This is a genomic window from Candidatus Hinthialibacter antarcticus, from assembly GCA_030765645.1.
GTDB classification, from domain to species: Bacteria; Hinthialibacterota; Hinthialibacteria; order Hinthialibacterales; family Hinthialibacteraceae; genus Hinthialibacter; species Hinthialibacter antarcticus.
This window is the reverse complement of sequence record JAVCCE010000057.1, coordinates 170146-192883: the sequence shown is the minus strand read 5'-3', so window position 1 is coordinate 192883 and position 22738 is coordinate 170146. Positions and strand designations below refer to the sequence as shown.

Sequence of the window (22738 nt, the reverse complement as noted above, 5' to 3'; positions counted from 1 at the left end):
CAACTCTACTCGCTTCAGTGCGGGCTTTTATGCCCTGTTTCACAGGCGCTCCCACAGTTACACCCAGGCCAAATTTGGCTTGTAATTTTTGATTTGTCTGAATCGGTGATAGTCAAAAACATTTTCAACTTCAGTATAAGAGACATGACGACAAAACCTCTTGCGACGTTTGTATTGGGCACTCGCCCCGAAGCGATTAAATGCGCGCCGGTGATTCTCGAAGCGCGCCAGGACGCCGACATCGACGTTGAAGTCGCGGTCACTTCGCAACACCGCCATCTGCAAGATGAAGTATTAAACGCCTTCGGCATCACTCCCGACTTTGATCTCGACTTGATGAAAGAGCGCCCCGACCTGACCCAGCTGGTCGCGAACGCCTGGCTGGGCCTATCGCACCGCTTCTCCGAACGAAAACCCGGCGTCGTGTTGGTGCAGGGCGACACCACCACCGCCATGATCGCCGGGCTGGCGGCGTTTTATCAAAAAATCCCCGTGGCGCACATCGAAGCCGGGCTGCGAACCTACAATAAATCCATGCCGTTCCCCGAAGAAAGCAACCGCCGCATGATTAGTGCGTTTGCCGATATCAACTTTGCCCCGACCCGGCAAGCCAAAGATAATTTATTGAACGAACGCATCGACCCCGCTTCAATCTGCGTGGTCGGAAACCCCGGCATCGACTCGTTGCTGCAAATCACCCAACAATGCACCCGGCAGCAAAAGCAAGAGTGGCTGAAGTCGGTTGACGCGTCGAAAACTCTCATTCTCGTCACATGCCATCGTCGCGAAAATTGGGGCGAAAACCTGGAAGCCATTTGCGGCGCCTTGAAAGAAATCGTCAATCAGCGTAACGATATCGAAATCCTGTTCGCCGTTCACCCCAACCCCATCGTACGCGACGCGGCGCTACGCATCCTCGGCGAGACGCCTGGAGTTACGCTGCGCGACGCGATTCCCTACCCGGAAATGGCGACGCTGATGAATGCGGCTAAATTGATTTTGACGGATTCAGGCGGCATTCAAGAAGAAGCGCCGGTATTAGGAAAGCCAGTTCTCGTTATGCGCGAAACCACCGAGCGGCCGGAAGGCGTTGACGGGCTGGTCGCCGAGTTGGTCGGCGCCGACCCCAAACGAATCGTTGCGTCTGCGCTTGAATTACTCACCAATGAAGAGGCCTATCAACAACGCGCGCAAAAGCGCTCGCCCTACGGCGACGGCAAGGCCGCGCAACGCATCTGGCAGGGCGTCCGCCATCATTTCGGCCGAGCCGAACCTCCGGCAGAATTCCAAACATAAAAAAACGCTGCTGAGTCATCCTCAACAGCGTTCGTATTTTTATTTTGTGTGGACTACAACCGCGCAAGGCCCCGGTTCGATGCATTCATAAAATTAACCATGTGCATCACTTCCGGCGCGTCGCCGAATTCATCAACCAACTGCGCGATCGCAGTCTGCTCGGTCAGGTTCGAGCGAAAGACAATTCGATACGCTTTTTTGAGGGTCGAAATGCGTTCGGGCGAATAGTTCAACCGCTTGAGGCCAACATAATTGAGCCCACGCGATTTGCAGGGATTGCCGCCGCCCTTGGTGTATGGCAAGACATCCTGACGCACAGCGGCGCCGCCGCCGATGATCGAACAACGTCCGATGCGCACGAACTGGTGAATGCCCACCAAGCCGCCGATGATGGCGTTTTCTTCAATCTCGATATGACCCGCCAACCCTGCGTAACTCGACATAATCACCCGGTCTTGCAGGACGCAATTATGCGCGATGTGACAATACGACATCACAAAGCAGTTTTTACCTACGATGGTTTTTTCGCCTTCGTAGGTACCTCGGTTGACGGTAGCGTATTCACGAATGACGGAGTTATCGCCAATTTCGACGTAGCTCTCGCCACCGCGAAATTTCAAATCTTGAGGTTCTGAGCCGACAACAGCCCCGTGTCCAATTCGGCAATTCTTCCCAAGTTTGGTCCAACCCTCAATCATAGCATGAGGGCCAATTTGAGATTCATCGCCTATTTCGACATGTTCGCCAATAATTGCGTAGGGACCAATTTCAACGTCATCGCCGATCTTCGCCTTCGGGTGAACGACCGCAGTGTTAGAAACCAAGGGCATGAAACACTCTACTTTCTTTTGAGGATCGGACGCAGAAATCGTAATCCTGCCCTATTATATCGAATTTTCCATATTTTTCGCCAGGAATGTTGCACTTTTATTTTTTTTCTATTTAGGGCCAATGAGGCGGTGCATCTACAATAGAAAACAGAAGTTCCGATTCTGCAACAATTTTCTCGTCGACGCGGATCACGCTTTTGGCGCGGCCCGCATTCTTTCGCAATTTGGTAATACTCGTTTCAATCAAGAGTTGATCTCCCGGCACAACCGGACGGCGCATTTTCGCGTTGTTCACGCCGCCGAGGTAAGCGACTTTGCCCCGGTTTTCATCAAGAGAAAGCAACATGACTCCACCCGCCTGCGCCATCGCTTCAATCAACAAAACGCCCGGCATGATTGGGTCTTGAGGAAAATGGCCCGAGAAAAATTCTTCATTCGCCGTCACATTTTTGATCGCGATGGAGCGCATCTCCGTATAATCCATTTCGATAATGCGATCAATCAACAAGAACGGATAACGGTGCGGCAGAATGCGCCGGATGTCATTCGAGGTGAGCGGCATTTGCATCGGGCCGCTAGTCGCAGAGCCATTCAATGTTTCCAATACCTTTTGCACAAAGCGAATATTGAACGCATGGCCCGACCGGACGGCGATGACATGCCCTTTCAACGGGCTGCCCAGCAATGTCAAGTCGCCGATCACATCCAGAATTTTGTGCCGGATAATTTCGTCGTCATAACGTAATTCTTCATTGAGAAAATCATGTTCGCCAATTACGATGGCGTTTTCGAGGCTCCCGCCTTTGATCTTGCCTTCCTGGCGCAGTTGGTCAATATCTTTCAAGAAACAAAAGGTGCGCGCGGGCGCAATGTTTTGCGCAAAATTATCTTCCGTAATGAGGAAAGAAGCCGAGCGGATGCCGACCGCAGGGTGGTCGTAATCAATCTTGTAGGTAATTTCGAGACGGTGCGACGGGATGATTGCCAGTTCGAGACCGTTTTCAAATAGCCAAATCGGTTCTTTGACTTCGATGAATTTTTTGGGGCGGTCAAGCGTGACAATGCCCACTTTAAGAATTTCATTCACAAACGGTTGGGCGCTGCCGTCGACAATCGGCGGCTCGCTCGACGAAAGTTCGAGAATAATGTTGTCGATTCCCAAGCCAGAAACAGCCGCCAAGACATGCTCGACGGTTTGAATTTGAATATCGCCGCGTCCCAATGCGGTCAGATAAAGCGAGTCTTCCAACACGGCCTTGTCGGCCCGCGCTTCAATCACGGGGCGGTCGGGCAAATCGGCCCGGACAAACCGGACGCCGGTATCGGCTTCCGCTGGTTTAAAGGTGACCGTCGTCTCCTGCCCGGTGTGCAGTCCGACGCCGCTGATGCTGGCTTCGCCAGCGATTGTTTTCTGATACTCGACCATAATTACGACGTTCCTGAAATTTTGTCTTCAAACTGCCGCAGTTTTTCAAACAATTTCGGCAGTCGCGCCAGATTGGCTTTTTGGCGTTTCTCTTGTGAATGCGGTTGGGCCGGCGCGCCCCAATAATCAGCGTCGGCGGGCACGTCTTCAGTGACAACACTCTGTGCGCCAATGCGCGAACGCGGCCCTAAATGGATGTTTTTTGAAATCACGACTTGCCCGGCGATTGTCACATACTCGTCAAGCGTTACGCCATCGCCCAAACAAACTTGAGCGACAATGATGCAATGCGGGCCGATGACGGTCCCCGCGCCGATTTGCACTAAGTTATCAATTTTGGCGCCGTCGCCGATGCGGGTTGGGTTGCCGGGCAAGCCCGACGCGACAACATTGGCGCCGAGCTCAACGTCGCTGCCAATGACCACGGGAGGCAACGACGCATCGCCGCCAACCGCTGAGGCGCCGATGCGGCATCCGGCGTGTAAAATCACCCGGTTATGGATTTCGCATCCTTCATAGACGGAGACGTGAGGATACAGCGTAACGTCATCGCCGAGTTTGGCGCCGCGCCCGACAAACACGCCGGGATACAACACCACGCGGTCGCCAATGACGACGTCGTCTTCGACGATTGCGTGCGCCATGATGGTCGCGTCGCGCCCTAATTTCGCCGTTGGAGAAATTTGACTGGTTGGGTGGACGCCGCCCGAAGTCGGGCGCCGTTCTTGATGGAACAGATGAAGCGCTTTGGTAAAAGACAAATACGGATTGACCGACCGGATCAACGGACGAAATTCCGTCTCCAGGTCTTTGGGGACAATCAACGCCGATGCGTTGGTGTTGGGAATTTGAGAGACGTATTTTGGGTTGGCGACAAACGATAGCTCGCCTTCTTTAGCGGATGTGATTTCCGCTACCCCTTTTAACTCGATCGAGCCGTCGCCTTCAAACGGCTCGTTCAGTTCTTTCGCCAACTCCTGCAACGTGAATGCCGACACGCCTCTGACTCCCAAGCGGCGGAATGCCGTTAATTTTTCGCGTTCATGCGGGTGATGACTGCTTCGGTAATATCAAGCGTATCATCTGAGTACAACACGTTTTCTTTTTTCAAAATCAACATATAGCCTTGTGCAACGGCGACGCTTTTCACGATGTCTTTCAACTCGCGCAAAAACGGTTTCAGACTATTTGCTTTTAATTCTTCCAGCGTTTTTTCTTCACCGCGCCACCACTCCATAAACTGGGCATGTTGTGCGCGCAATTCGGTCATTTTGGCGTCATACGATTCTTTGGGCATCAAATCTCGCTGGACTTGTAAATCTTGAATTTGTTTTTCCAGACCGTTTTTCTTTTGTTCCCATTCTTTTTGCTTATTATCGACCGTCTGCCGAACGGTTTGGGTGATGGCTTGCATCTTTTCGGATTTTTCAAAGATGCCAAGCATGTCAATCACGCCGATCTTAACCGTCTGAGCATTCGCAATGGGAGCGGCAAATAACGCGCTTGCCATAAAAACAACAAAAATCGTTATCAAAATTGAGTTTCTGGTTTGCATAATGTTCCTCCAAAAGTCCGTGCAAAACTTTTTTATTGTAACCGGGCGTACGTCAATTCCCCACCCTTGCGAAATTCCATACGATTTATGTTCTGAAACAGCTGCCGAGTTAGAAGGTTTGACCGAAACTGAAGTGGAAGAGTTCGGTGTCGTCTTCATCGAATTTACGCAGCACAAACGGGAAGTCAAAACGAATAATTGCGTTGGCGAATGGAATCTTAATTCGCAACCCAAGCCCTGTGCTGAACCGGTATTCGGTCGGGTCGATGTCTTCAATCTCAGACCAGACGGTGCCCATGTCGAAAAATGCAACGCCTTGGAGCACTTCGCTGAAGCTATACCGGGCTTCAAAATTGGTCACGTGCGAGGCTTCGCCGCCTAAGTACGTACGGAAACTGCCCAGCACTGGGTCTTTATAGAAGACGCGCTCATTGGAACCGATGCCGCCTTCATCAAATCCGCGCACCGAACGCGAACCGCCCATGAAAAAGCGCTCCTGCAATGGGATATAACCCGGATCGCCGTAAGCGATTCCCCATTCCCATTCGGTTGAGGTCGCTAAAACGAGGCGATCAAACAATTCGTAATAGTAGTTAAATTCGTTACGGTTTTTGATGAATTCGTTGTCGGTGATGCCCGCAACTTCAATGGTGCTGCGCGCATAGATGCCGTCGGTCGGGTCTTGACGAAAATCACGCGAATCATACGATGCGCCCAGCGTAATGCTGGTCGTCATGTTTTTGCCCAGATTAAACACGTCAGGAATCGTCAGCGGATCGAGATCAAACCGACTGCCGTTTTCAGGCGACAAGTCAGTGTCTTCAATTTTAAAGCCGAATAGCAGGCTAAACTCATCCGTCATTTCTTTACTGAACAGGAAGGTCGTCCCGATGCGTTCTTCATCAAAACTGCGCCCGCCAAAACCTTTACGGTCCGTCCAATAGATATCCCAGTCCATGCTGATATCAGAGCCAAGCAGGTAGGGTTCAAATATACTCAGGATTAAGCGCGAACGGAATTGACCGTATTCTCCAGTGATCGAACCGCGAACGCCGTAGCCGAACAGGTTGTCTTCGGCCAATGTCGCAAATACGGAGGGGCCGTAGGTCGTGCTCACGCCGCCTCCGAATGAGAACGAACCGGTTTGTTCTTCTTCTAACCGCAACAGCAAATTTTCGATGTTGGGATCGTTGGTTTTTTCACGGCTAAAGCCGGGCGACAAGTTCAACTGCCCGCGCTGAGGAAACGGCGTCGTGCGGAAGAAGCCGGTGTTGACCAAATTGCGGTCGCTTTCCAGCACCTTCGTCCAATCGAGCGGTTCCCCTTCTTCGAGTTCTAACTCACGCAGGATGACGTAGTCTTTGGTCTTGAATTCGCCTTCTAAGGTCGGCGCGACCGTAGCGTCATCGAGCGTAATGACGCCTTGAATCTCCACCTTGCCTAAGTATTTGCGCGGCGCTTCGCGAATGGGGACGTATAAGTTCGCGACCTTGTTGACGTCATCTTTCACAATCTGTTCGGGCAAGATCGGCGCACTAACGTCGAGGTATCCCTGCTCGCGGTACAGATTGAGCATCTCAATTTCTTCTTCTTGAATCTTGCCCGCTTCAAAGCGGTCGCCGGGGCGCGATTCAATCTTCGCGAGCAACTCTTCATCCGAGAAAATCGTGTTGCCGGAAATGGAAATATCGCCTAAGACGTATGGCTCGCCCTCATCAATGATGAATGTGATTTGCAAGCCGCCGTCAACTTCTTCGACAGGGGCGGCTTCGGCCTTGGCGTCAAGGTAACCGAAATCCCAATAGAAGCGCTCAATCCGCAAGAGGTCGGTTTTGACGATCTCCTCGTTGTATTCGTGCTTGATGATGATCCACCACGACTCTTTAGTCTCGATGCGTTTTTTAATTTGCTTTTCGCTGAGAACGGTGTTGCCCTGGAAGAGAATATTTTTGATGGGCTTTTTTTCGCCTTCACCAATGGTCAAGACGATGACGGCCGTGTTGGGTTCGGCGCCCTCTTGGCGATGCCATTCGATGGTCGTGTTTGGGAACGCTTGTTTGGTGTAAAACGCCGACAATTTTTCTTTGAATTGCTCCGCGACGGAATCGTCAAAAAAGAGCAGCGGCTTTACGTCCATGCCGAGTTCTTTGTTCAAGCGTTTTTCTTTGAATTTCTCATTGCCTTCAAATAGCAATTGCGTGACGCGGGGTTTTTCTTGAACGCGATAGACAAACGAAACCCCCGAATCCGTCATCTCGGGGGAGGTTTCGACATTGGAATAATAATCTAAGGCCCAAATGGCGCGAACGTCATCACGAATATGATATTGTACGGCGGGCGACGATAGGTCATCGCCTACCCGCAACGTAATCACTTCGCGAATGGCCTGCTCGTTGGTATACGCGGCCCCTTCGATCCGAATCTCAGAGACCGGCTGCGCGAACGAAGCGGGAACCAATCCAAACAAACAGAAGCATACAAATAGAAGCCGTCTACAACGCTGCTGGTTCAGAGCGCTCCTCCTTGGGCGATGCTTCCCGAAACTCGAGTTCCTCTTCTCCATCTTTATAATCGACCAAGATTTCCTCGTTATTTTTGAACTTGCCTCGCAGGACCTCTTCAGAAAGCGGGTCCTCAATGAACCGTTGAATTGTGCGTTTCAGCGGTCGTGCACCATACGATTTATCAAAGCCCTTGTCAACCAGGAACGACTTGGCGGCGTCGGTCAACACTAACTTTAACCCTAGTTGTTTGAGGCGCTCTTGGACGTCATTCATCATCACGTCGCAAATATGCATCACATGATCGCGCTCTAATTCGTGGAACACCACCACTTCATCAACGCGGTTGATAAATTCAGGCCGAAATGTCTTTTTCAACTCGCCCATGACCTTGCCCTTCATGGCGGCGTAATTGGTGTCGGACTCGCTTTGTGAAAAGCCCAACGTCATACGGTTGGTGATTTCCTGAGAACCGATATTTGAGGTCATAATCAAGATGGTATGGCGAAAATCAACTTTATGCCCGGTTGAGTCGGTCAAGCGCCCGTCTTCAAGCACTTGAAGCAGAATGTTGTACACATCCGGGTGCGCTTTTTCAATTTCATCCAAACAAATCACCGAATACGGCTTGCGGCGCACCTTTTCGGTCAACTGCCCGCCTTCATCGTGTCCAATGTAACCCGGAGGCGCCCCTACTAGACGCGAAACCGCAAATTTTTCCATATATTCCGACATATCGACGGTAATCAGCGCGTCTTCGGTGCCGAACATGAATTCCGCCAGCGACTTTGCCAGGTGGGTTTTGCCTGTACCCGTCGGCCCTAAGAACAAAAACGAACCAATGGGGCGCTTTTCGTTAGACAAGCCCGCGCGTGAGCGGCGAATGGCTTTGGCGATGGTTTTGATCGCCTCGTCTTGCCCAACAACTTTGAGGTGAAGTTCTTCTTCAATTCGCAAAATGCGCGCGGATTCTTTTTCTTCCAGCCGCATCATGGGAATGCCAGTCCATTTCGACAAGACATAAGCAATTTCGTCGTCGCCGACCATCGCTTCCTGACCGGATTTCGAGCGGGCTTCTTCCCACTGGCGGGTGAGTTCAGACTGACGGTCGCGAAACTCTTCGCGTTTGCGCTTGAGTTCGAGGCATTTCTCAAACTCTTCGGCGACCGTCGCCGCCTCGATCTCTTTCATAATTTGTTCAATTTCATCGTCAATGTCGCGCAGTTCTTTGGGGCGCGTGGTTGCCTGCAATCGCGCCCGCGACCCGGCTTCGTCAATCAGGTCAATCGCCTTGTCGGGCAGAAAACGGTCGGCGACATAGCGGTCAGCCATTTCAGCGGCGGCGACAATGGCGCCGTCGGTGTAGCGAACCCGATGATGGGCTTCGTATTTATCGCGCAGACCTTCGAGGATGCGAATGGTTTGTTCGACATTGGGCGGGTCCACCATTACGGTTTGGAAGCGACGTTCCAACGCGCTGTCTTTTTCGATGTACTTGCGGTATTCCTCCAGCGTGGTGGCGCCAATGCACTGCAATTCGCCGCGCGCCAAAGCAGGCTTTAACATATTGGAAGCGTCCATGGAGCCTTCAGCGGCCCCGGCGCCAACCAACGTGTGTAATTCATCAATGAAGAGTATGACGTTGCTGGAACGGCGAATTTCTTCGAGCACTGCCTTGAGGCGTTCTTCAAACTGACCGCGATATTTGGTACCAGCGACAAGCCCTGCGAGATCAAGCGTAATGAGACGACGGTTTAGCAACAAATCAGGCACAGTGCGTCCTTCGATTTGTTGGGCCAATCCTTCGGCGATGGCGGTTTTACCCACGCCTGCTTCACCGATGAGGACAGGGTTGTTCTTGGTGCGTCGGCAAAGAATTTGAATGACGCGTTCGATTTCATCCTGACGGCCGATGACCGGGTCGAGTTTGTCCAAACGCGCCAGTTCAGTCAGGTCCGTCCCAAACGCATCCAACGCAGGCGTCTTGCTTTTTCCGCCTCCGCCACCGCCGCCTTTGCCAGCCGCGACGGTCTCTTGCTGCGGGCCGCCGCCCATCAGGCGCAGGATTTCGCTGCGCGCCTTGATGAGGTCGATGCCGTGGGTGGCGAGAACGCGGGCAGCAAGGCCTTCGTTTTCGCGAATGACACCCAACAACAGGTGTTCGGTGCCAATAAAGTTCACGCCGAACGCCTGCGCTTCCTGGTAGGCGAATTCGATGGCGCGTTTGGCGCTGGGCGAAAGCGAGATGGTGCTGTCGGCCACGCCGCCGCCTGCATCGCGGCTGATATTTTTCAAAATTTCCATACGGAGCGATTCTAAATTGAGGCCCATATTGCGCATGGCGGTGGCAGCGACGCCTTCGCCTTCAGCAATCAACCCAAGCAAAATATGTTCGGTCGACGCGTGGCTGCTGCCGATGCGGGCGGCTTCTTCTTTGGCGCGCTTCATCACCAGTCGGGCGCGCTCTGTCAGTCGGTCAAACATCATAATCGGCTTCTCCTCTGTCCGGCCGGAACCAGTTCCTACATTTTCACTTACTATTCAATCAGTGTTCGGAAGAATGATAAATCGCCTAATCAGGGGCCGAATGCGCATCCATCGCGCAAAACCCAACGAGGTCGATATTTCCGGTATAGTGTATCCCCATTCGTTGTAAACGGGCGGGGCGCGAAAGGGCCGCGTAAAATTTCTCTCAACTAATGGACGTTTCCGTCGATCCAATCACGGACGTACTCAGCGCGATATTCGTCTCGCTCATTGGTTTTCAAGACGCGGTCGGCGCGTTTTTGCAGGTGCGCGGGCCGCATTAAAATCAACATTTCATTGATGCTTCCAATGGACGGCGCATCCAACACGCCCAGCGAACGCCCCAGCCGCAACGTCGAGAGCAGATCGACCGCTTCGCTTGAGTTCATCACCCGCGCATACCGCAAGGCGGCGTACGCGCGCCACACTTTGTCTTCGAGTTCATTGCGTCCCCGGTCGATCATCGCGGCTTCTTCGGAGCGCTCTTGTTGAAGAATTTGCTGAAGGATTTTTTCGATCTTCTCAATCGTTTCCTCTTCGGAAATCCCCAGCGTCCATTGGTTGGAAATTTGAAACAAGTTGCCGCTGATTTCGCTGCCTTCGCCTGCGAGACCGCGCACTGTCAACCCAATCTGGGTCACGGCGTTCAAGACTTTTTCGATTTTGCGCGAAAACACCAACGCGGGCAAATGGACCATCACCGAACAGCGAATGCCGGTACCGAGGTTGGTCGGGCACGCGGTCAAATAGCCAAATGTATTCGAGAACGAAAATTCGATATTCTGTTCGAGTTCACAATCTACACGGCTGATGAAATCCCACGCGCGGCGCAAATTTGACCCGGCCATTAACACTTGTACGCGCAGATGGTCTTCTTCATTAATCATCACGCTGGCGGTTTCTTGCGGATGCACCGCCACGAAGCGCTCGATGCCGCTTTTGGCGAATTCACGGCTAATCAAATAGCGTTCCGCCATAAAACTGCGGTCGACGGCGTCGAGTTCTTCCATGTGGAAAACGTCCGCATTCGCCAAGCCCTCGCTGGCGCGGATGGCGCTGAGCGATTGCTCGGTAATACGGCGCAGATCGGAAGACGACGCCCATTGCGAAAATGGCAGGCCTTCAATGTTTCGCGCCAGTCGAATGCGGCTACTGACGACAAGGTCGTTTTCCGGGTCGCCGGATTTCAACCACCCGCATTCATTTATATATCGCTTCGGAAGTTCGGTCATATAGGGTACGGCTCCTTGGCGGCGGATTACTCCGGCGCATTCGACAACTCGCCTTCCATCCCGCGAATCTGATCGCGCAATTGGGCGGCGAGTTCAAACTGTTCCTGCCTGACCGCGTCTTTCAATTGCAAACGCAAGTCGGAGATGGTCCGTTTCAAGGTCAGGGCTTCATTGCCTGAGCGCGGCGCCTTGCCTTTATGGGTAAAATCTTTTTGGACTTTCTGCAGCAATGGTTTGAGTTGTTCAGCAAACACCTCATAACACATGGAGCAGCCCAAGCGCCCGCTTTCTTTAAATGCGCTGTATGAGAGTCCGCATTGCGAGCAGGTTTTGTGCAAATTTTCGTCGCGGGACGGCTCAGCGCTGGCTTCATGCAGTTGCGGCGCTCCGGTCATGTGCGACTCGATAGAAAATGAGGTGTTAATCGAGGGGCCGGAGACGCCGTTTTCCTGCGCGCAATCATGGCAAATATGTATGGTCAGTTTTTGGTTTTCTTTGACCTGGGTAATATGCAGTTTGGCCTGCTTTTTTTTACAGATTTCACAAATCATCAGTCATCAAAACCCTTCAATCATACCGCCGCTTCAGAAAACACATTCACGCCGTCGGTACAACACAATTCGGTGCACGCTTCCATGATGCGTTTGGTGACCGGGCCGGGCAATCCGTCGCCGATCGAACGCCCGTCGATTGTCGTCACAGGGACCACTCGCGCGGCGGTGCCGGTCAGCAGGCATTCATCCGCACTATATAGATCATACAACGTGATATGAGTTTCTTTGCATTCAAGGCCAATTTTCGGCGCCAATTCAATCACAACCTCGCGATTGATGCCCGGCAGGGCGCCGTCGCTGATCGGCGGCGTATAGACAACCCCTTCACGAATAATGAACAGATTGTCGGCTGTCGCTTCGACCACATTGCTTTGGTGGTTCAAGAAGATGGCTTCGGCGGCGCCAGCGCGGTTGGCCTCGAGCTTCGCCATGATGTTATTTAAATAGTTGAGCGATTTGACTTGCGGCGGGGTCGAATCCGCCGTATTGCGCCGAAACGCCGAAGTAATCAACATCAAGCCGTCTTCATAATACTCTTTGGGATAGAGTTTTATTTGATCAACGATAACGATGATTTTCGAGGTCGGGCATTTTCGCGGGTCCATGCCCAAATCGCCGTCGCCCCGGCTAATAATGAGGCGAACATAGAGCGGGTCTTCGGTTTGGGTAATATCAATCTGATTGGTCTCGCTCCAATGGCGCGCCAATCGGGATATTTCGTTCAGAAATTGTTCCGGCGCCCAACGGGGATCAAGGTCAATCACCTTGGCGGAACGAAACAGGCGCTTCATGTGGCGTTCGCCGCGAAAAATGACGCCTTTGGAAATGCGAATTCCCTCAAACACGCCGTCGCCGTACAAAAATCCATGATCGAACACAGAGACCGTAGCGGTTTCTTTGCTGCGGTCTTCACCATTGATTGATATTGCTGGTATCGTCATACTCGGGCCTCGCCTCCCATGCGCAAAGGCTACGTCTCGTATTCAAGTCCAGTCTGGTTCGACAGTTACAAATAACCCACCAACGCTTTGACGCATTGGCTCCAGCACTGCCGACAGCGGAAATGCGCGCCTCAAACGGGCGAATTACTTTAATATCAAAGTTTACATGTTCCCCTACTTTTCTCCAAGGCAAGACTCTTGTACGCCGCCGGGATTCGGCGCCTCACATGGTTTGGTTTGGAATGAGACTCAATAATCATCTGATTTGTGAAAGTTTAACTTTCAGCGCACCGTATTCGTTCTACGATAGAATGCTGCTAGTGTTGTGTAGCGAAGGTTTGGGCGCATCTCGGTTCGCTTCGGTGCGGGCCTTCAGTATCCTCTCTAGCCCCTCTTAATAAGGGGGGTGGCGCTGCAAGCGCCGGGGGGATTTGGTATAACAGATTTTGGGGAGAGCAAACTTCCTGGTGGGCCGCGTAATAACGATAACATCTCTCATTCTCGCGGCTCGGCGGGAGCCTCGCCCTCCCCTCGGTTTATCATAAGATAAAATGGGACAGGCGAATTACAAAATGAAACCCGCCGAAGCGCTGGCGACCATCGCACAATACGCTGACCACTTGCTGGAGCGTTCTTTCGACGAGACTGCTGCCCACGTTCTGCTGAATCTGGCGGCGGCAACGGCGTTTCGCGCACAGTTGGGCGCTGACCGCCCCGCCCTGGTCGGGCTGATCGGCTGCACCGGCACAGGCAAATCGACGCTCTTCAATAGTTTCGCCGAGGCCGAAATCAGCGAAACCAGTTGGAAAGCCCACAACACCTGCGGCCCGATTGCTTTAATGCACAACGAGTTTCTCAGTCGGCTGCAATCGCTCGAAAGCCAACAAGGCGCACTTCTTTTCCCAAAATTAGAACGCGAACCGTTAAACTCCAGCGGCGAGCCGCACGCAACAGGTTCAATCGCTCGCCTCGCGCTGGCCTCAACCGACAATGACCGTTGGCGCCGTCTGGCTGCGCTAGACCTTCCCGATATTAATACGACGCTGGCCCGCGATGAGAACCTCATCGCCATCGAGTTGATGGTATGGCTGGACGCCGTCATCTTTTTGATTGATGAAGAGACCCTCTTTCATCGCGATTACGTCCAGCCCGCCGAACTGGCTGCGTCGCTGCAACAGCAGCGCTTATGCGTACTCAACAACCGGGGGCGCGACCGCCTGGAGCGCGAACATCCAGACATCGCCAAGGTACAGGCGTTGTTCGGGGCCGAACGGCTATTCGTTTTAAGCGAGATCAAAGAAGGCAAGCGTTTTGTTGACCAAGGCGATTTTGGCGAATTGCGCGAAAGCCTGTTTCGGCTAAAACCGGACAATGATTGCGCTCCACGAGCGCGGGCGGCGTCGAAACACGCGGCGAGCATCCTCAAAAGCAATCACGCCCGACTCCAGCGGCTCAACCATCTCGAGCGCGAGATGGACGAAAGCGTACAAACCGCCATCCGCGCGCAAAAGCCGATCCCATTGAAGCGTATTATGAACGATGAGGTCATCTCGACGTTGGAGCACCTCGGCCTCAAGCGTTTCGCGCTCAGCAATATCATTCAATTCGTAAGACGAACAGCCAAAACCGGTTCGCTCAGCCGAAGTTTTCAATTGGCGTTCGGCGGCAACCGCGAGAGCGCGTTGGAATCCATGCTGCAATTCGATCTCGACAAACTGTGCGACGCCGTCGACGCCCGGCTCGATCAACACGCGGAAGCCATGCAAAACGCCTGGAACGCGCTTCTCGCCGAAGACGAATTCGGCTCGCTCACCCAGGAATTCAAACCGACGGACGCCTTTAATAAAGAAAAACGCAAAGAGCGATTGGCTGAGTTGTTATCTAATTTAGAAACGCAATGCCGCGAGACCTTGCAAACAGACTCACTCAAAAATGCGTTAAAAAACGACCCGCTTTCCGCCGGAGTCATCTTAGTCGTCATGCTGGCGGATATCGCAACCATTCCAGGATTCGGCAGTTTTCTCATCACGCCCAGCGTGTTGAAATATCTCCCGGTTGGAAAATTTGAATCCATCAAACGCAATTTCCAACAATCAGTGCAAACATTGGTTCGCGATGAATTGCGCCGAGCACAGCGGCAGGTACGCGATGTGCAGGAGCAATTTACGCTGGATGAATCCAGCACAGTCTTCAAAGCCCTAAAGGCGGTTGCAAACAAACATGAAGATTGATTCCCTTCGCGCCCAACTGGCAGCCATCAATACGCGCCTGTCTGAAATGACGGGACGCGAAGAAGTGAACTTGTCGTATCAGACCGGCGAGTCGAGCGCCGACATGCTGTTTTTGTACGGCGTGTTAGGCGGCAAAGATGTCGGCAAGACCTCGATGATTAACTTGCTCGCCGGGGCGCGCATCTCCATCGACTCCGACCTGATCGACGAAGGCACCAAGACCTGCGTCGCCTATTGCCACCAAAACGACCTCGAACATCTGCGCAAGCGCGTCAATGCGGATTTGAGCGGCAGCATCGAATTCGCCTCGCACCAGCGCGATGAATTGCGCAACGTGGTGTTGATCGACTTCCCGGATTTCGACAGCCGCTTCGACGACCACCTCGAAGAAGTGCGCAGGCTGGGGCCGTTTCTACAGGGCATCGTCTGGATCACCAGCCCGCGCAAGTACGCCGACCATGAGTTTCTCGACCGTCTCGAAACCGTCGCGCAAAGCCATGAGAACCTCTACATGGTGCTCAACAAAGTCGACCAACTCGACGGCAAAGCCGGGCTGGACGCCATTCGAGAGGAAGTGCTCTCCGTCATTCAATACGGCTGCGAACGCGCCGGGCTGCCGCCCATCGGCAAAGGGCGCATCTGGCTGACCTCGGCGCTCTATCCCGACCGCTTTGAATTCAACGACCTCTACCAGCGGCTGGTGCGAGTGCATTCCGCCGAAGAAATCGCGCGGGCCAAGGCGCAGAACCTGAAGTCGGAATTCGAGAAAAATATCCAGCGCATCCAGCGGCAATTCGCCATCGACGACCGCATCGAAACCATCGACCAGGCGTTGGAGTACATTCAAATTCAAACCAGCGAACATTTTTCCGAGGCGTATTTCAACGCCGTGCGCCAGCGCGTGCTTTCGCTGGAACCAGTCAACCGCCGCATCAGCGCCGGGGTGTTTTATCAACGCATCGACCATTGGCCCATCTTACGGACGCTGTTTTATCCGCTGTCGGGGCTGGTTTCGTTCATTGGCGGGCGCTTTACCTTCACCCCCAAGTCGTCCGACTGGGCGGAATCACCGCTTGACCTCTTGCGCCATGACGGCGAGTCAGCAGCCGTTAAACTGCAATCCATTCAATCGGGCCTGCAAACCCGCTATCCCAAGACGCTCGACGCGCAGCCGCTGCCGACTGACCTCTCGCATTTTTTAGAACGCCGGTTTAACGCGCTACTGCGGCTTTACGAAGACCGCGTGGTCGAACGCCTCTCCAGCGACTTTCAAGCGCCGGGCGCCCTGATGAAAACGCTGATCTTCTTGCCGCTGGTCTGGTTCCCGTTCATGCAACCAGTCTTATTGCATCTGTTCCAAGACGAAACCGCTTGGTTGTCGTTTAGCGGCGTGTTTGAGTTTGGCGCGTTACTCATCTCGCTGTTCGGTGCGGGGGCGCTGTTGGAAAGCCTCATCTTCCTGATTTTGTTCTATTTCTTATGGCTGATGGCGCTCTATGCGCGCGGGACCCGTAAGATTTTGATGACCGGAGACGAGACCCTACGTGACGTCTGGTATGAAGATTGGCTGCCGTCGCTGATTGAATTCTTTGAATCTCCCTTACAGAAACGCCGTGCGCAATGGGTGGATATTTCAGCGCAAATCGAAGAGATTGAGCGAGATATTGACGGCGAAGCCAATCGTTTGTCGTAAAAAAGTTCTAGGGGAAATTTGGCATTTCGCTTAAGATTTCAGATGGGTCGCCGATAATGGATAGTGGGCAAGACCCACAAAAAGTAGAAAGCGGGAGGGGGTGATCCTCCTGATAGACCCAGTTTCCAATCAATCTATACATCGCCCGGCGTCCTATCGCACGGAAGATCTGATTAAAAAGCCTTCAAAGGTAGAAGCGGGTGAAACCGTCGCCAACAAAGGGCAACGGGAAACCGATCAGGTCTCGATCTCCTTTAACCTGCAGGGGGATCTGAGTTTGTTGCAACAATCCGTCGACGAAGTACAAAGCCAGGTGCGAAATCAACTGGAAGAATACTTCGGCATTGGCGGCGAAGAGACTCAGGCTTTGGGCATTGAATTTTTGCCGCCTGAAGACGCATCCGCCTCAGCTCTGCTCGACTTTTTCAGCCCGGAAAACACGGCGGAGCGTATCGTAGGCTTTGCGACCAGTTTCTTTGGCAACTACGCCGCCAACCATTCGGATGAAGACGCCGAAGCACAACTGGAAGGCTTCACCAACTTGATTTCCGCCGCCATCAAAGAAGGCTTCGGACAAGCGCAAGGCATTTTGGGCGACTTGAGCGGTGAAGAAGAAGTCGCGCAAAATATAAACCGCACCTTCAGCTTGGTGACGGGAAAAATTGAAGAGTTCCGGCTTGAAAATTTCAATAAACTTGGTTTAGAGCCTGAACCCGTCCAACCGACGGAAGACACAGAAGACGCAGTAGAAGAAACGGAAGACGTTGTTGATCCACTGGCATAAAAACCAGTTGTAGGAACCCTGTCAAACGCCCGCGAGCCGCCCGCTTGCGGGCGTTCGTCGTTTTATAGTGGTTGCCAGATACTGTGCAGCCCCTGCCTGCGGCAGCCTGCTAGCCGTAGGTTAGGCAGGCCACGGGCGCGCTTACCGCATATAATTTTGTCAAACGCCCTAGGCGATCCGTTGTTGCGTCTTCGGGTTTTTTATGAACGAAACTACCCTTGTATTACCTGACAAATTGGCTGAGGAGACCATCATGGACCGGATTCTCGACGATCCCGCAACGCCGCAAAAATTTGACCCGACTGGCATGATCCAATGGATCGAGAATTTTCACGAACAATGCGCTGAAGGCGTCTCGATCGCGCGCGCGTTCGACATGCCGAACATGCAGGGCATCCAAAACGTGGTGGTCTGCGGCATGGGCGGTTCCGCCATCGGCGGCGACCTGATGCGGTCGTATGCGTCATCAATTGCGCTGGCGCCTATCGAGGTTGTACGCAGTTATCAACTGCCGCGCTACGCCAACGAAAACACGCTGCTGGTTGCGAGTTCGTACTCCGGCAATACTGAAGAAACCCTCTCAGCCTATGAACAAGCCAAAGCCTGCGGCGCCAAAATTCTCGGCATCAGCACTGGCGGCCAACTGGCGCAGCGCTGTCAGCAAGACGGCCATCCTTGCATCATCACCAAAGGCGGCATGTCGCCCCGCGCAGCGCTGGGGTATTCGTTCATGCCGCTGCTGGTTGCGTTTGAGCGCTTGGGCCTCGTTGAAAACCAGTCGCAGGCGATTGAGTCTACGCTGGCGATCCTGAAAGAATCATCGCAGCAGTTTCGCTATAACTCTCCGTTTGAAAATAATTTCGCTAAGCAATTATCGAAAGCGCTTTATGGTTCGATTCCTGTGATTTACGCCGGGCAAAACGCGTTCGAGCCGATTGCCGCTCGCTGGCGGGCGCAGATCAACGAGAACGCCAAGACCTTCGCGCACAACATGGTTGTACCGGAGATGAACCACAACGAAATTCTGGGATGGAAAAATCCCAAACCCAGCATCCTCAAAAAATTGCATGTGGTGTACTTGCTCGACCAGGGCTATCACCCGCAAACCCTGCGGCGCTTTGACGTGATGAAGAAGATCATTGAGCCATCGGCGCACGGCGTTTCGGTGGTGCAATCGAAGGGCGACTCATTACTGGCGCGAATGTTTTACACGATTAGCGTCGGCGACTTCGCCAGCTGCTATCTCGCCTATTTCTATAAAGAAGACCCGACGCCGATTCCTGCGATTGATTTTCTCAAAGCCGAATTGGCGAAAGTGGATTAAGCGTCTTTCACAGCGAACACCTCTGTAGACAGAACTGATGACACAGTTCGTCGGGAGGGCGAGGCTCCCGCCGAGCCGCGTGAAGGAGAAAACCTATCATACTCTTTTGGCTCACCAGGAGGTTCGCCCTCCCAGTTTTCTGCGCCATAGACAAGCAAAACTCCAAACCAGAAACGTCATTCATTAGATTTGAAGCCACTGTTGAATAACAGATTCAGGCCTATAGGGTCCAACCGCAGCGACGCATTGCGCAGCAGTTGATTCACGCTCCATTGCAAGTACGCGCAATAACGCAGCAGCGTAATCATCCGCGTTTTGCTGATAAACTACCTCGCCGCTTTTGCCGTGCTGCAAGACTTCACTCACATCGCCCGCGTCGCTCGCAACAGCAGCCAAACCGCAGGCGTACGCCTCTAACAACGCAATCGGAAACCCCTCGAAAGCCGAGGTCATCAGAAACACATCGGCAGCGCGCATCCAATCGGCGACACAGGGTTGCCGCTGCGTTCCCAATAAAAAAACGCTATCGCTGATTTTCATCTCAAACGCTTTTCGTTTGAGAGCATCAACCAAACTTCCTTGACCGATGATGATAAGTTGCAACGCAACATCTTGAGCCGACTGCTTCGCCCGCGCGAATGATTCCAATGCAAGCAATGGGTCCTTTTGCGCTTCCAGGCGCCCGGCGAACAACACCCACTTCGCATTTGGGTTGAGTTGATATTCGCCCGCGAGACGTGAACGCAAATCCTCGCGTTGTTGTGACAAGATGGGGGAAAAAATATCATCGCGGTATGTGGTTGGAACCCGGCGGATATCGCCTGCGCGTCTTGGGTAACGCTCTTGCAAGGTTTCGACGCAAACCGCGTTCACGCCCAAGAGCGCGTCTGCTTTTGCGACGGCGCGGGCTTCGACCAGTCGATAGAGCCAGGGCGCGTGTTTCCATTTGACTTCCGAGGCGGCGCTCACCCATTGGTTGGGGTCGGAATGAAACGCGAGAACATTGCGTCGTCCCTGAATACGGCCCATCGCCAACGGCTCGGGGCGATGATAGATACACAGCGCGTCATTCATTTCAAAACGAACACTTCGCAGCGCCCAGGCGAAGCGAAACGAAAGCGGGACGCGCTTTCGCCGGTTGGCGTCGCCTTCATGAAATAAGCCGTAAAATGAAATCGGGCGCCCGTTCCAATCCAGCGCCAGCCATCGCTCGCAAGGCCGCGCGGATACATCTTCACTGACGCCGATAACGGAGACGTTCGCGTTTTGAGGCGCATGGGCCAGCATCAGCCGAACCAGCGTCTCGACGCCGCCCGCCTTTTCGCCCCAGGGGTCGAACGGATGGACGATAGCAATGTCCATCACTCAGCCTCGCGTGGTTCTGAAAACAGGGCAAAGATAGCCCAAAGAATATATTGATACGACGTTGCGGTAATCAAATTGTCGTTCAGGCCGCCAACCGCCCAGGCGGCGAACAGCGCAAGGGCAATCAAGGCGCCGCGCCGTTGCGGCGGCGCATTTGCGCGACGCAGCGCGTTCCATAACACCCGCCCCGTCCACACCAGAAACGCCAGCCACAGCACGAGACCGACGGCGCCGGTTTCAACTAAATAACGAACGTAATCATTGTGCGGATCATGCCCCACCCCGCCGCCGAGTACGTTAATGTTCGGATTCACCATGGGCGAGCTGGCAAGCCCATAGCCGAGAATTGGCTGCTGTTTCCATTCGCGATAGAGATAGCGCCAGTTGAGCAGACGCCATGTATGCGAGCCGGTCTCGCGTTGCGTACGTTCAATTTCATCAAGATCGTCCCATTGCGCCAATCCAGCCAGGCGGGCGCGTCCGGTGTCGGTCGCGAGTACGCCCGCAACCAGAATGCACCCCAGCGCGATCACGCCCAGGCGCGCGGCGCGGCCCTCAAACCACGCGACGACGGCCAGCCAGACGGCGAACATCACAAAGCCGGTTAAACTAAACGTCGCGAGCAGCAAAACCAGAGCAGCGAAAATGAAGCCGCTCCAGAACCACGGTTTGACGGCGCATCGCCATTGCCAATAGGCGACGGCAATGACGCAGATCAGATAAAACGAATAGGGGTTGGGGTGAACAAACGTCCCGTGGATACGGTGAAAGCCTTGAATGGACGCGCCGGACTGCGCGACCAATTGATAGGCCCCGAACAACGCAGGCAGCGCAAACGAAAACAAGATCGCGCGAATTCCCCATGCTGTTTTTGATTGACCGGAGAGCGAAATTGCCAGCACAATGACGGGAACCGTACTGGCGAGGCGCAACCACTCGCGAACGCCCGCCGCTCCACCGGGGCCGCCGGACACATAGGGCAAGAACACCCACGGTACCAACAGCAACAACCACCACACCGTAAAGCCTTGAAGCAGTTTGCTTCGCAAGACGGCGCGGCGCGAGTCTAACGACGCGACGGCAAACCACATTGCGCCCAGCGCGAGCATAACTAACCCCGTCAGCGCAGCGGGGTTCACCTTCCACACGCCGCCCAACGAGACGCCCGTAAACACGTCGAGTGCAGGGCGAACCATGAGCACGACCAGCATCGCCCATTCAACTATGCGTCGCATGACAATCTTCATCGCATTGATTTTAACAAGACTTCTGCGATTGATTCCGTCACCGGGCTGGGGTTGCCGCCCATGCTGTTGCCCATCGACTTACGCGCCAATACCGGGAGGTCAGCGTCCGATATTTTCCATTCAGCAAAATTGGTTGGGATACCGAACGCCTTGTTCATTTCTTCAATTTCCGCCAATGCACGGTCAACAATTTCGTTCGGCGGCAGGCCCTTTTCGGGAACAATGCGCTCAGCCACCGCCACCATCTTCGGGAAACAAGCGCAGCGGTTAAACCGAATCGCCAGCGGCAGCAGAATCGCGCAGATTTTGCCATGCGGCGCGTCATAGACAGCGCCCATGCCAGACGCAAACCCATGCGCGATCCCCAGCCCTGCATTCGCCAGACAAACGCCGCTCAGCGTACTGGCGAGCAGCATGTCTTCACGCGCAGCGAGGTCGCCGCCGTCTTTCACCACACGCCGAATCGCGCCAATGGCTTTTTCGAGGCCAAACAACGCCAGCGCGTCAGTGATCGGGTTCGAACGCCGGGTGAGGATGGATTCAACCAATTGAGTAATCGCATCCATGCCGCTATACGCGGTCGCCTGCGGCGGCAACGAGACCGTCAGTTCTGCATCAAGAATCGCAATTTTGGGGTATAGCGTCGGGCTGCGAAAGCTTTTTTTAAATTGCTCTTCTTTGCTGGATATCACCGCGTTGCGGGTCACTTCCGCGCCTGTCCCCGCCGTCGTCGGGACGGCGACTTGAGGCAGCGCATCATTGCCGGGAGTTCGCCCGTCGCCCACGCCTTCGAGGTAATCTTTCACGCTGCCGCTGTTGGTTGCCAGCCCGGCGACGGCTTTGCCCAGGTCAATGACTGATCCGCCGCCGATAGAGACCACCATGTCGCATTTCGCCTTGCGGGCGATATTGGCCGCCGCGTCGGTCATTGCCACCGACGGTTCGCCAGCGGGCTTAATATGAACTTCTGTTTGCACCGAATTGGCTTTCAGCGACTCGACGGCGCGTTCAACCAGCCCCTGCTGTTTGCCTGAGGCCGAACCGACTACAAACGCGCGTTTGCCCAGCCCCGAAGCGAGATCTCCGAGTTCACCAAAACGTCCCTGACCAACAATCAAACGGGTTGGCGTGAAAAATTGATAATTCAATAGATTGTCCTTATTCATTTCCCTCTCACTTTTATTCCCATGTGAACACAAGCCGGATAACGGTAAAGCGACCCGCGCCGACACT

General features: G+C 53.7%; 17 protein-coding genes. 5 read left to right on the top strand and 12 right to left on the bottom strand.

Going from position 1 to position 22738, the window contains the following annotated elements; genetic code table 11:
• Positions 1-144 precede the first annotated feature (144 nt).
• A complete protein-coding gene (gene wecB, locus P9L94_13720) occupies positions 145-1296 on the top strand; it encodes a UDP-N-acetylglucosamine 2-epimerase (non-hydrolyzing) (GenBank protein ID MDP8245137.1) in 1152 nt (383 codons plus the stop codon).
• Between the two features lie 53 nt (positions 1297-1349).
• Here the strand turns inward: wecB and lpxA are convergent, their stop codons facing one another.
• The 9 genes from lpxA to ilvE form a co-directional block, all read right to left on the bottom strand.
• On the bottom strand, positions 1350-2126 hold the full coding sequence (gene lpxA, locus P9L94_13715; protein ID MDP8245136.1) for an acyl-ACP--UDP-N-acetylglucosamine O-acyltransferase: 777 nt from the start codon (positions 2124-2126) through the stop codon (positions 1350-1352).
• Between the two features lie 112 nt (positions 2127-2238).
• Positions 2239-3552 carry a bifunctional UDP-3-O-[3-hydroxymyristoyl] N-acetylglucosamine deacetylase/3-hydroxyacyl-ACP dehydratase gene (locus P9L94_13710; protein MDP8245135.1) on the bottom strand — a complete coding sequence of 438 codons (1314 nt, stop codon included), beginning with the start codon at positions 3550-3552 and terminating at the stop codon, positions 2239-2241.
• A gap of 2 nt (positions 3553-3554) precedes the next feature.
• Positions 3555-4550 carry a UDP-3-O-(3-hydroxymyristoyl)glucosamine N-acyltransferase gene (locus P9L94_13705; protein ID MDP8245134.1) on the bottom strand — a complete coding sequence of 332 codons (996 nt, stop codon included), beginning with the start codon at positions 4548-4550 and terminating at the stop codon, positions 3555-3557.
• 29 nt (positions 4551-4579) lie between these two features.
• Positions 4580-5107 (bottom strand): OmpH family outer membrane protein, encoded by a 528-nt coding sequence (locus P9L94_13700; GenBank protein MDP8245133.1) that lies wholly within the window; start codon positions 5105-5107, stop codon positions 4580-4582.
• Positions 5108-5216: 109 nt separating this feature from the next.
• Positions 5217-7574, bottom strand: coding sequence for an outer membrane protein assembly factor BamA (gene bamA, locus P9L94_13695; GenBank protein MDP8245132.1), 2358 nt, complete (start codon positions 7572-7574; stop codon positions 5217-5219).
• 25 nt (positions 7575-7599) lie between these two features.
• Complete coding sequence (locus P9L94_13690) at positions 7600-10095, bottom strand: ATP-dependent Clp protease ATP-binding subunit (protein ID MDP8245131.1); 2496 nt, start codon at positions 10093-10095, stop codon at positions 7600-7602.
• A gap of 209 nt (positions 10096-10304) precedes the next feature.
• Positions 10305-11366: a protein arginine kinase gene (locus P9L94_13685; protein ID MDP8245130.1), complete on the bottom strand. Its 1062-nt coding sequence runs from the start codon at positions 11364-11366 to the stop codon at positions 10305-10307.
• Between the two features lie 26 nt (positions 11367-11392).
• Positions 11393-11917: a UvrB/UvrC motif-containing protein gene (locus P9L94_13680; GenBank protein MDP8245129.1), complete on the bottom strand. Its 525-nt coding sequence runs from the start codon at positions 11915-11917 to the stop codon at positions 11393-11395.
• A 20-nt stretch (positions 11918-11937) separates the two neighbouring features.
• Complete coding sequence (ilvE, locus tag P9L94_13675) at positions 11938-12861, bottom strand: branched-chain-amino-acid transaminase (protein ID MDP8245128.1); 924 nt, start codon at positions 12859-12861, stop codon at positions 11938-11940.
• A 572-nt stretch (positions 12862-13433) separates the two neighbouring features.
• Here ilvE and P9L94_13670 point away from each other — a divergent pair.
• The 4 genes from P9L94_13670 (at position 13434) to P9L94_13655 (ending at position 18893) form a co-directional block, all read left to right on the top strand.
• A complete protein-coding gene (locus P9L94_13670; protein ID MDP8245127.1) occupies positions 13434-15092 on the top strand; it encodes a hypothetical protein in 1659 nt (552 codons plus the stop codon).
• The gene (locus P9L94_13665) at positions 15082-16785 is read left to right on the top strand and encodes a GTPase domain-containing protein (protein MDP8245126.1); all 1704 of its coding nucleotides are present in this window, start codon (positions 15082-15084) and stop codon (positions 16783-16785) included. The genes P9L94_13670 and P9L94_13665 overlap by 11 nt, the downstream gene beginning before the upstream one ends.
• A 100-nt stretch (positions 16786-16885) precedes the next feature.
• Positions 16886-17569: a DUF5610 domain-containing protein gene (locus tag P9L94_13660; GenBank protein MDP8245125.1), complete on the top strand. Its 684-nt coding sequence runs from the start codon at positions 16886-16888 to the stop codon at positions 17567-17569.
• 253 nt (positions 17570-17822) lie between these two features.
• Positions 17823-18893, top strand: coding sequence for a bifunctional phosphoglucose/phosphomannose isomerase (locus P9L94_13655; protein MDP8245124.1), 1071 nt, complete (start codon positions 17823-17825; stop codon positions 18891-18893).
• A 183-nt stretch (positions 18894-19076) separates the two neighbouring features.
• Here the strand turns inward: P9L94_13655 and P9L94_13650 are convergent, their stop codons facing one another.
• Genes P9L94_13650 through P9L94_13640 form a run of 3 tightly spaced genes read right to left on the bottom strand, consistent with a single transcriptional unit; the run spans position 19077 to position 22671 of the window.
• Positions 19077-20255: a glycosyltransferase family 4 protein gene (locus P9L94_13650; GenBank protein MDP8245123.1), complete on the bottom strand. Its 1179-nt coding sequence runs from the start codon at positions 20253-20255 to the stop codon at positions 19077-19079.
• The gene (locus P9L94_13645) at positions 20255-21493 is read right to left on the bottom strand and encodes an O-antigen ligase family protein (protein MDP8245122.1); all 1239 of its coding nucleotides are present in this window, start codon (positions 21491-21493) and stop codon (positions 20255-20257) included. The genes P9L94_13650 and P9L94_13645 overlap by 1 nt, the downstream gene beginning before the upstream one ends.
• An 8-nt stretch (positions 21494-21501) precedes the next feature.
• Positions 21502-22671, bottom strand: a complete 1170-nt coding sequence (locus P9L94_13640; protein MDP8245121.1) for an iron-containing alcohol dehydrogenase — start codon at positions 22669-22671, stop codon at positions 21502-21504.
• Positions 22672-22738 lie beyond the last annotated feature (67 nt).

Coding starts and splice junctions, on each gene's coding strand:
- wecB (MDP8245137.1), top strand. CDS start 145: ATGACGACAAAACCTCTTGCGACGTTTGTATTGGGCACTCGCCCCGAA.
- lpxA (MDP8245136.1), bottom strand. CDS start 2,126: ATGCCCTTGGTTTCTAACACTGCGGTCGTTCACCCGAAGGCGAAGATC.
- P9L94_13710 (MDP8245135.1), bottom strand. CDS start 3,552: ATGGTCGAGTATCAGAAAACAATCGCTGGCGAAGCCAGCATCAGCGGC.
- P9L94_13700 (MDP8245133.1), bottom strand. CDS start 5,107: ATGCAAACCAGAAACTCAATTTTGATAACGATTTTTGTTGTTTTTATG.
- P9L94_13690 (MDP8245131.1), bottom strand. CDS start 10,095: ATGATGTTTGACCGACTGACAGAGCGCGCCCGACTGGTGATGAAGCGC.
- P9L94_13685 (MDP8245130.1), bottom strand. CDS start 11,366: ATGACCGAACTTCCGAAGCGATATATAAATGAATGCGGGTGGTTGAAA.
- P9L94_13680 (MDP8245129.1), bottom strand. CDS start 11,917: ATGATTTGTGAAATCTGTAAAAAAAAGCAGGCCAAACTGCATATTACC.
- ilvE (MDP8245128.1), bottom strand. CDS start 12,861: ATGACGATACCAGCAATATCAATCAATGGTGAAGACCGCAGCAAAGAA.
- P9L94_13670 (MDP8245127.1), top strand. CDS start 13,434: ATGAAACCCGCCGAAGCGCTGGCGACCATCGCACAATACGCTGACCAC.
- P9L94_13665 (MDP8245126.1), top strand. CDS start 15,082: ATGAAGATTGATTCCCTTCGCGCCCAACTGGCAGCCATCAATACGCGC.
- P9L94_13655 (MDP8245124.1), top strand. CDS start 17,823: ATGGACCGGATTCTCGACGATCCCGCAACGCCGCAAAAATTTGACCCG.
- P9L94_13650 (MDP8245123.1), bottom strand. CDS start 20,255: ATGGACATTGCTATCGTCCATCCGTTCGACCCCTGGGGCGAAAAGGCG.
- P9L94_13645 (MDP8245122.1), bottom strand. CDS start 21,493: ATGCGACGCATAGTTGAATGGGCGATGCTGGTCGTGCTCATGGTTCGC.
- P9L94_13640 (MDP8245121.1), bottom strand. CDS start 22,671: ATGAATAAGGACAATCTATTGAATTATCAATTTTTCACGCCAACCCGT.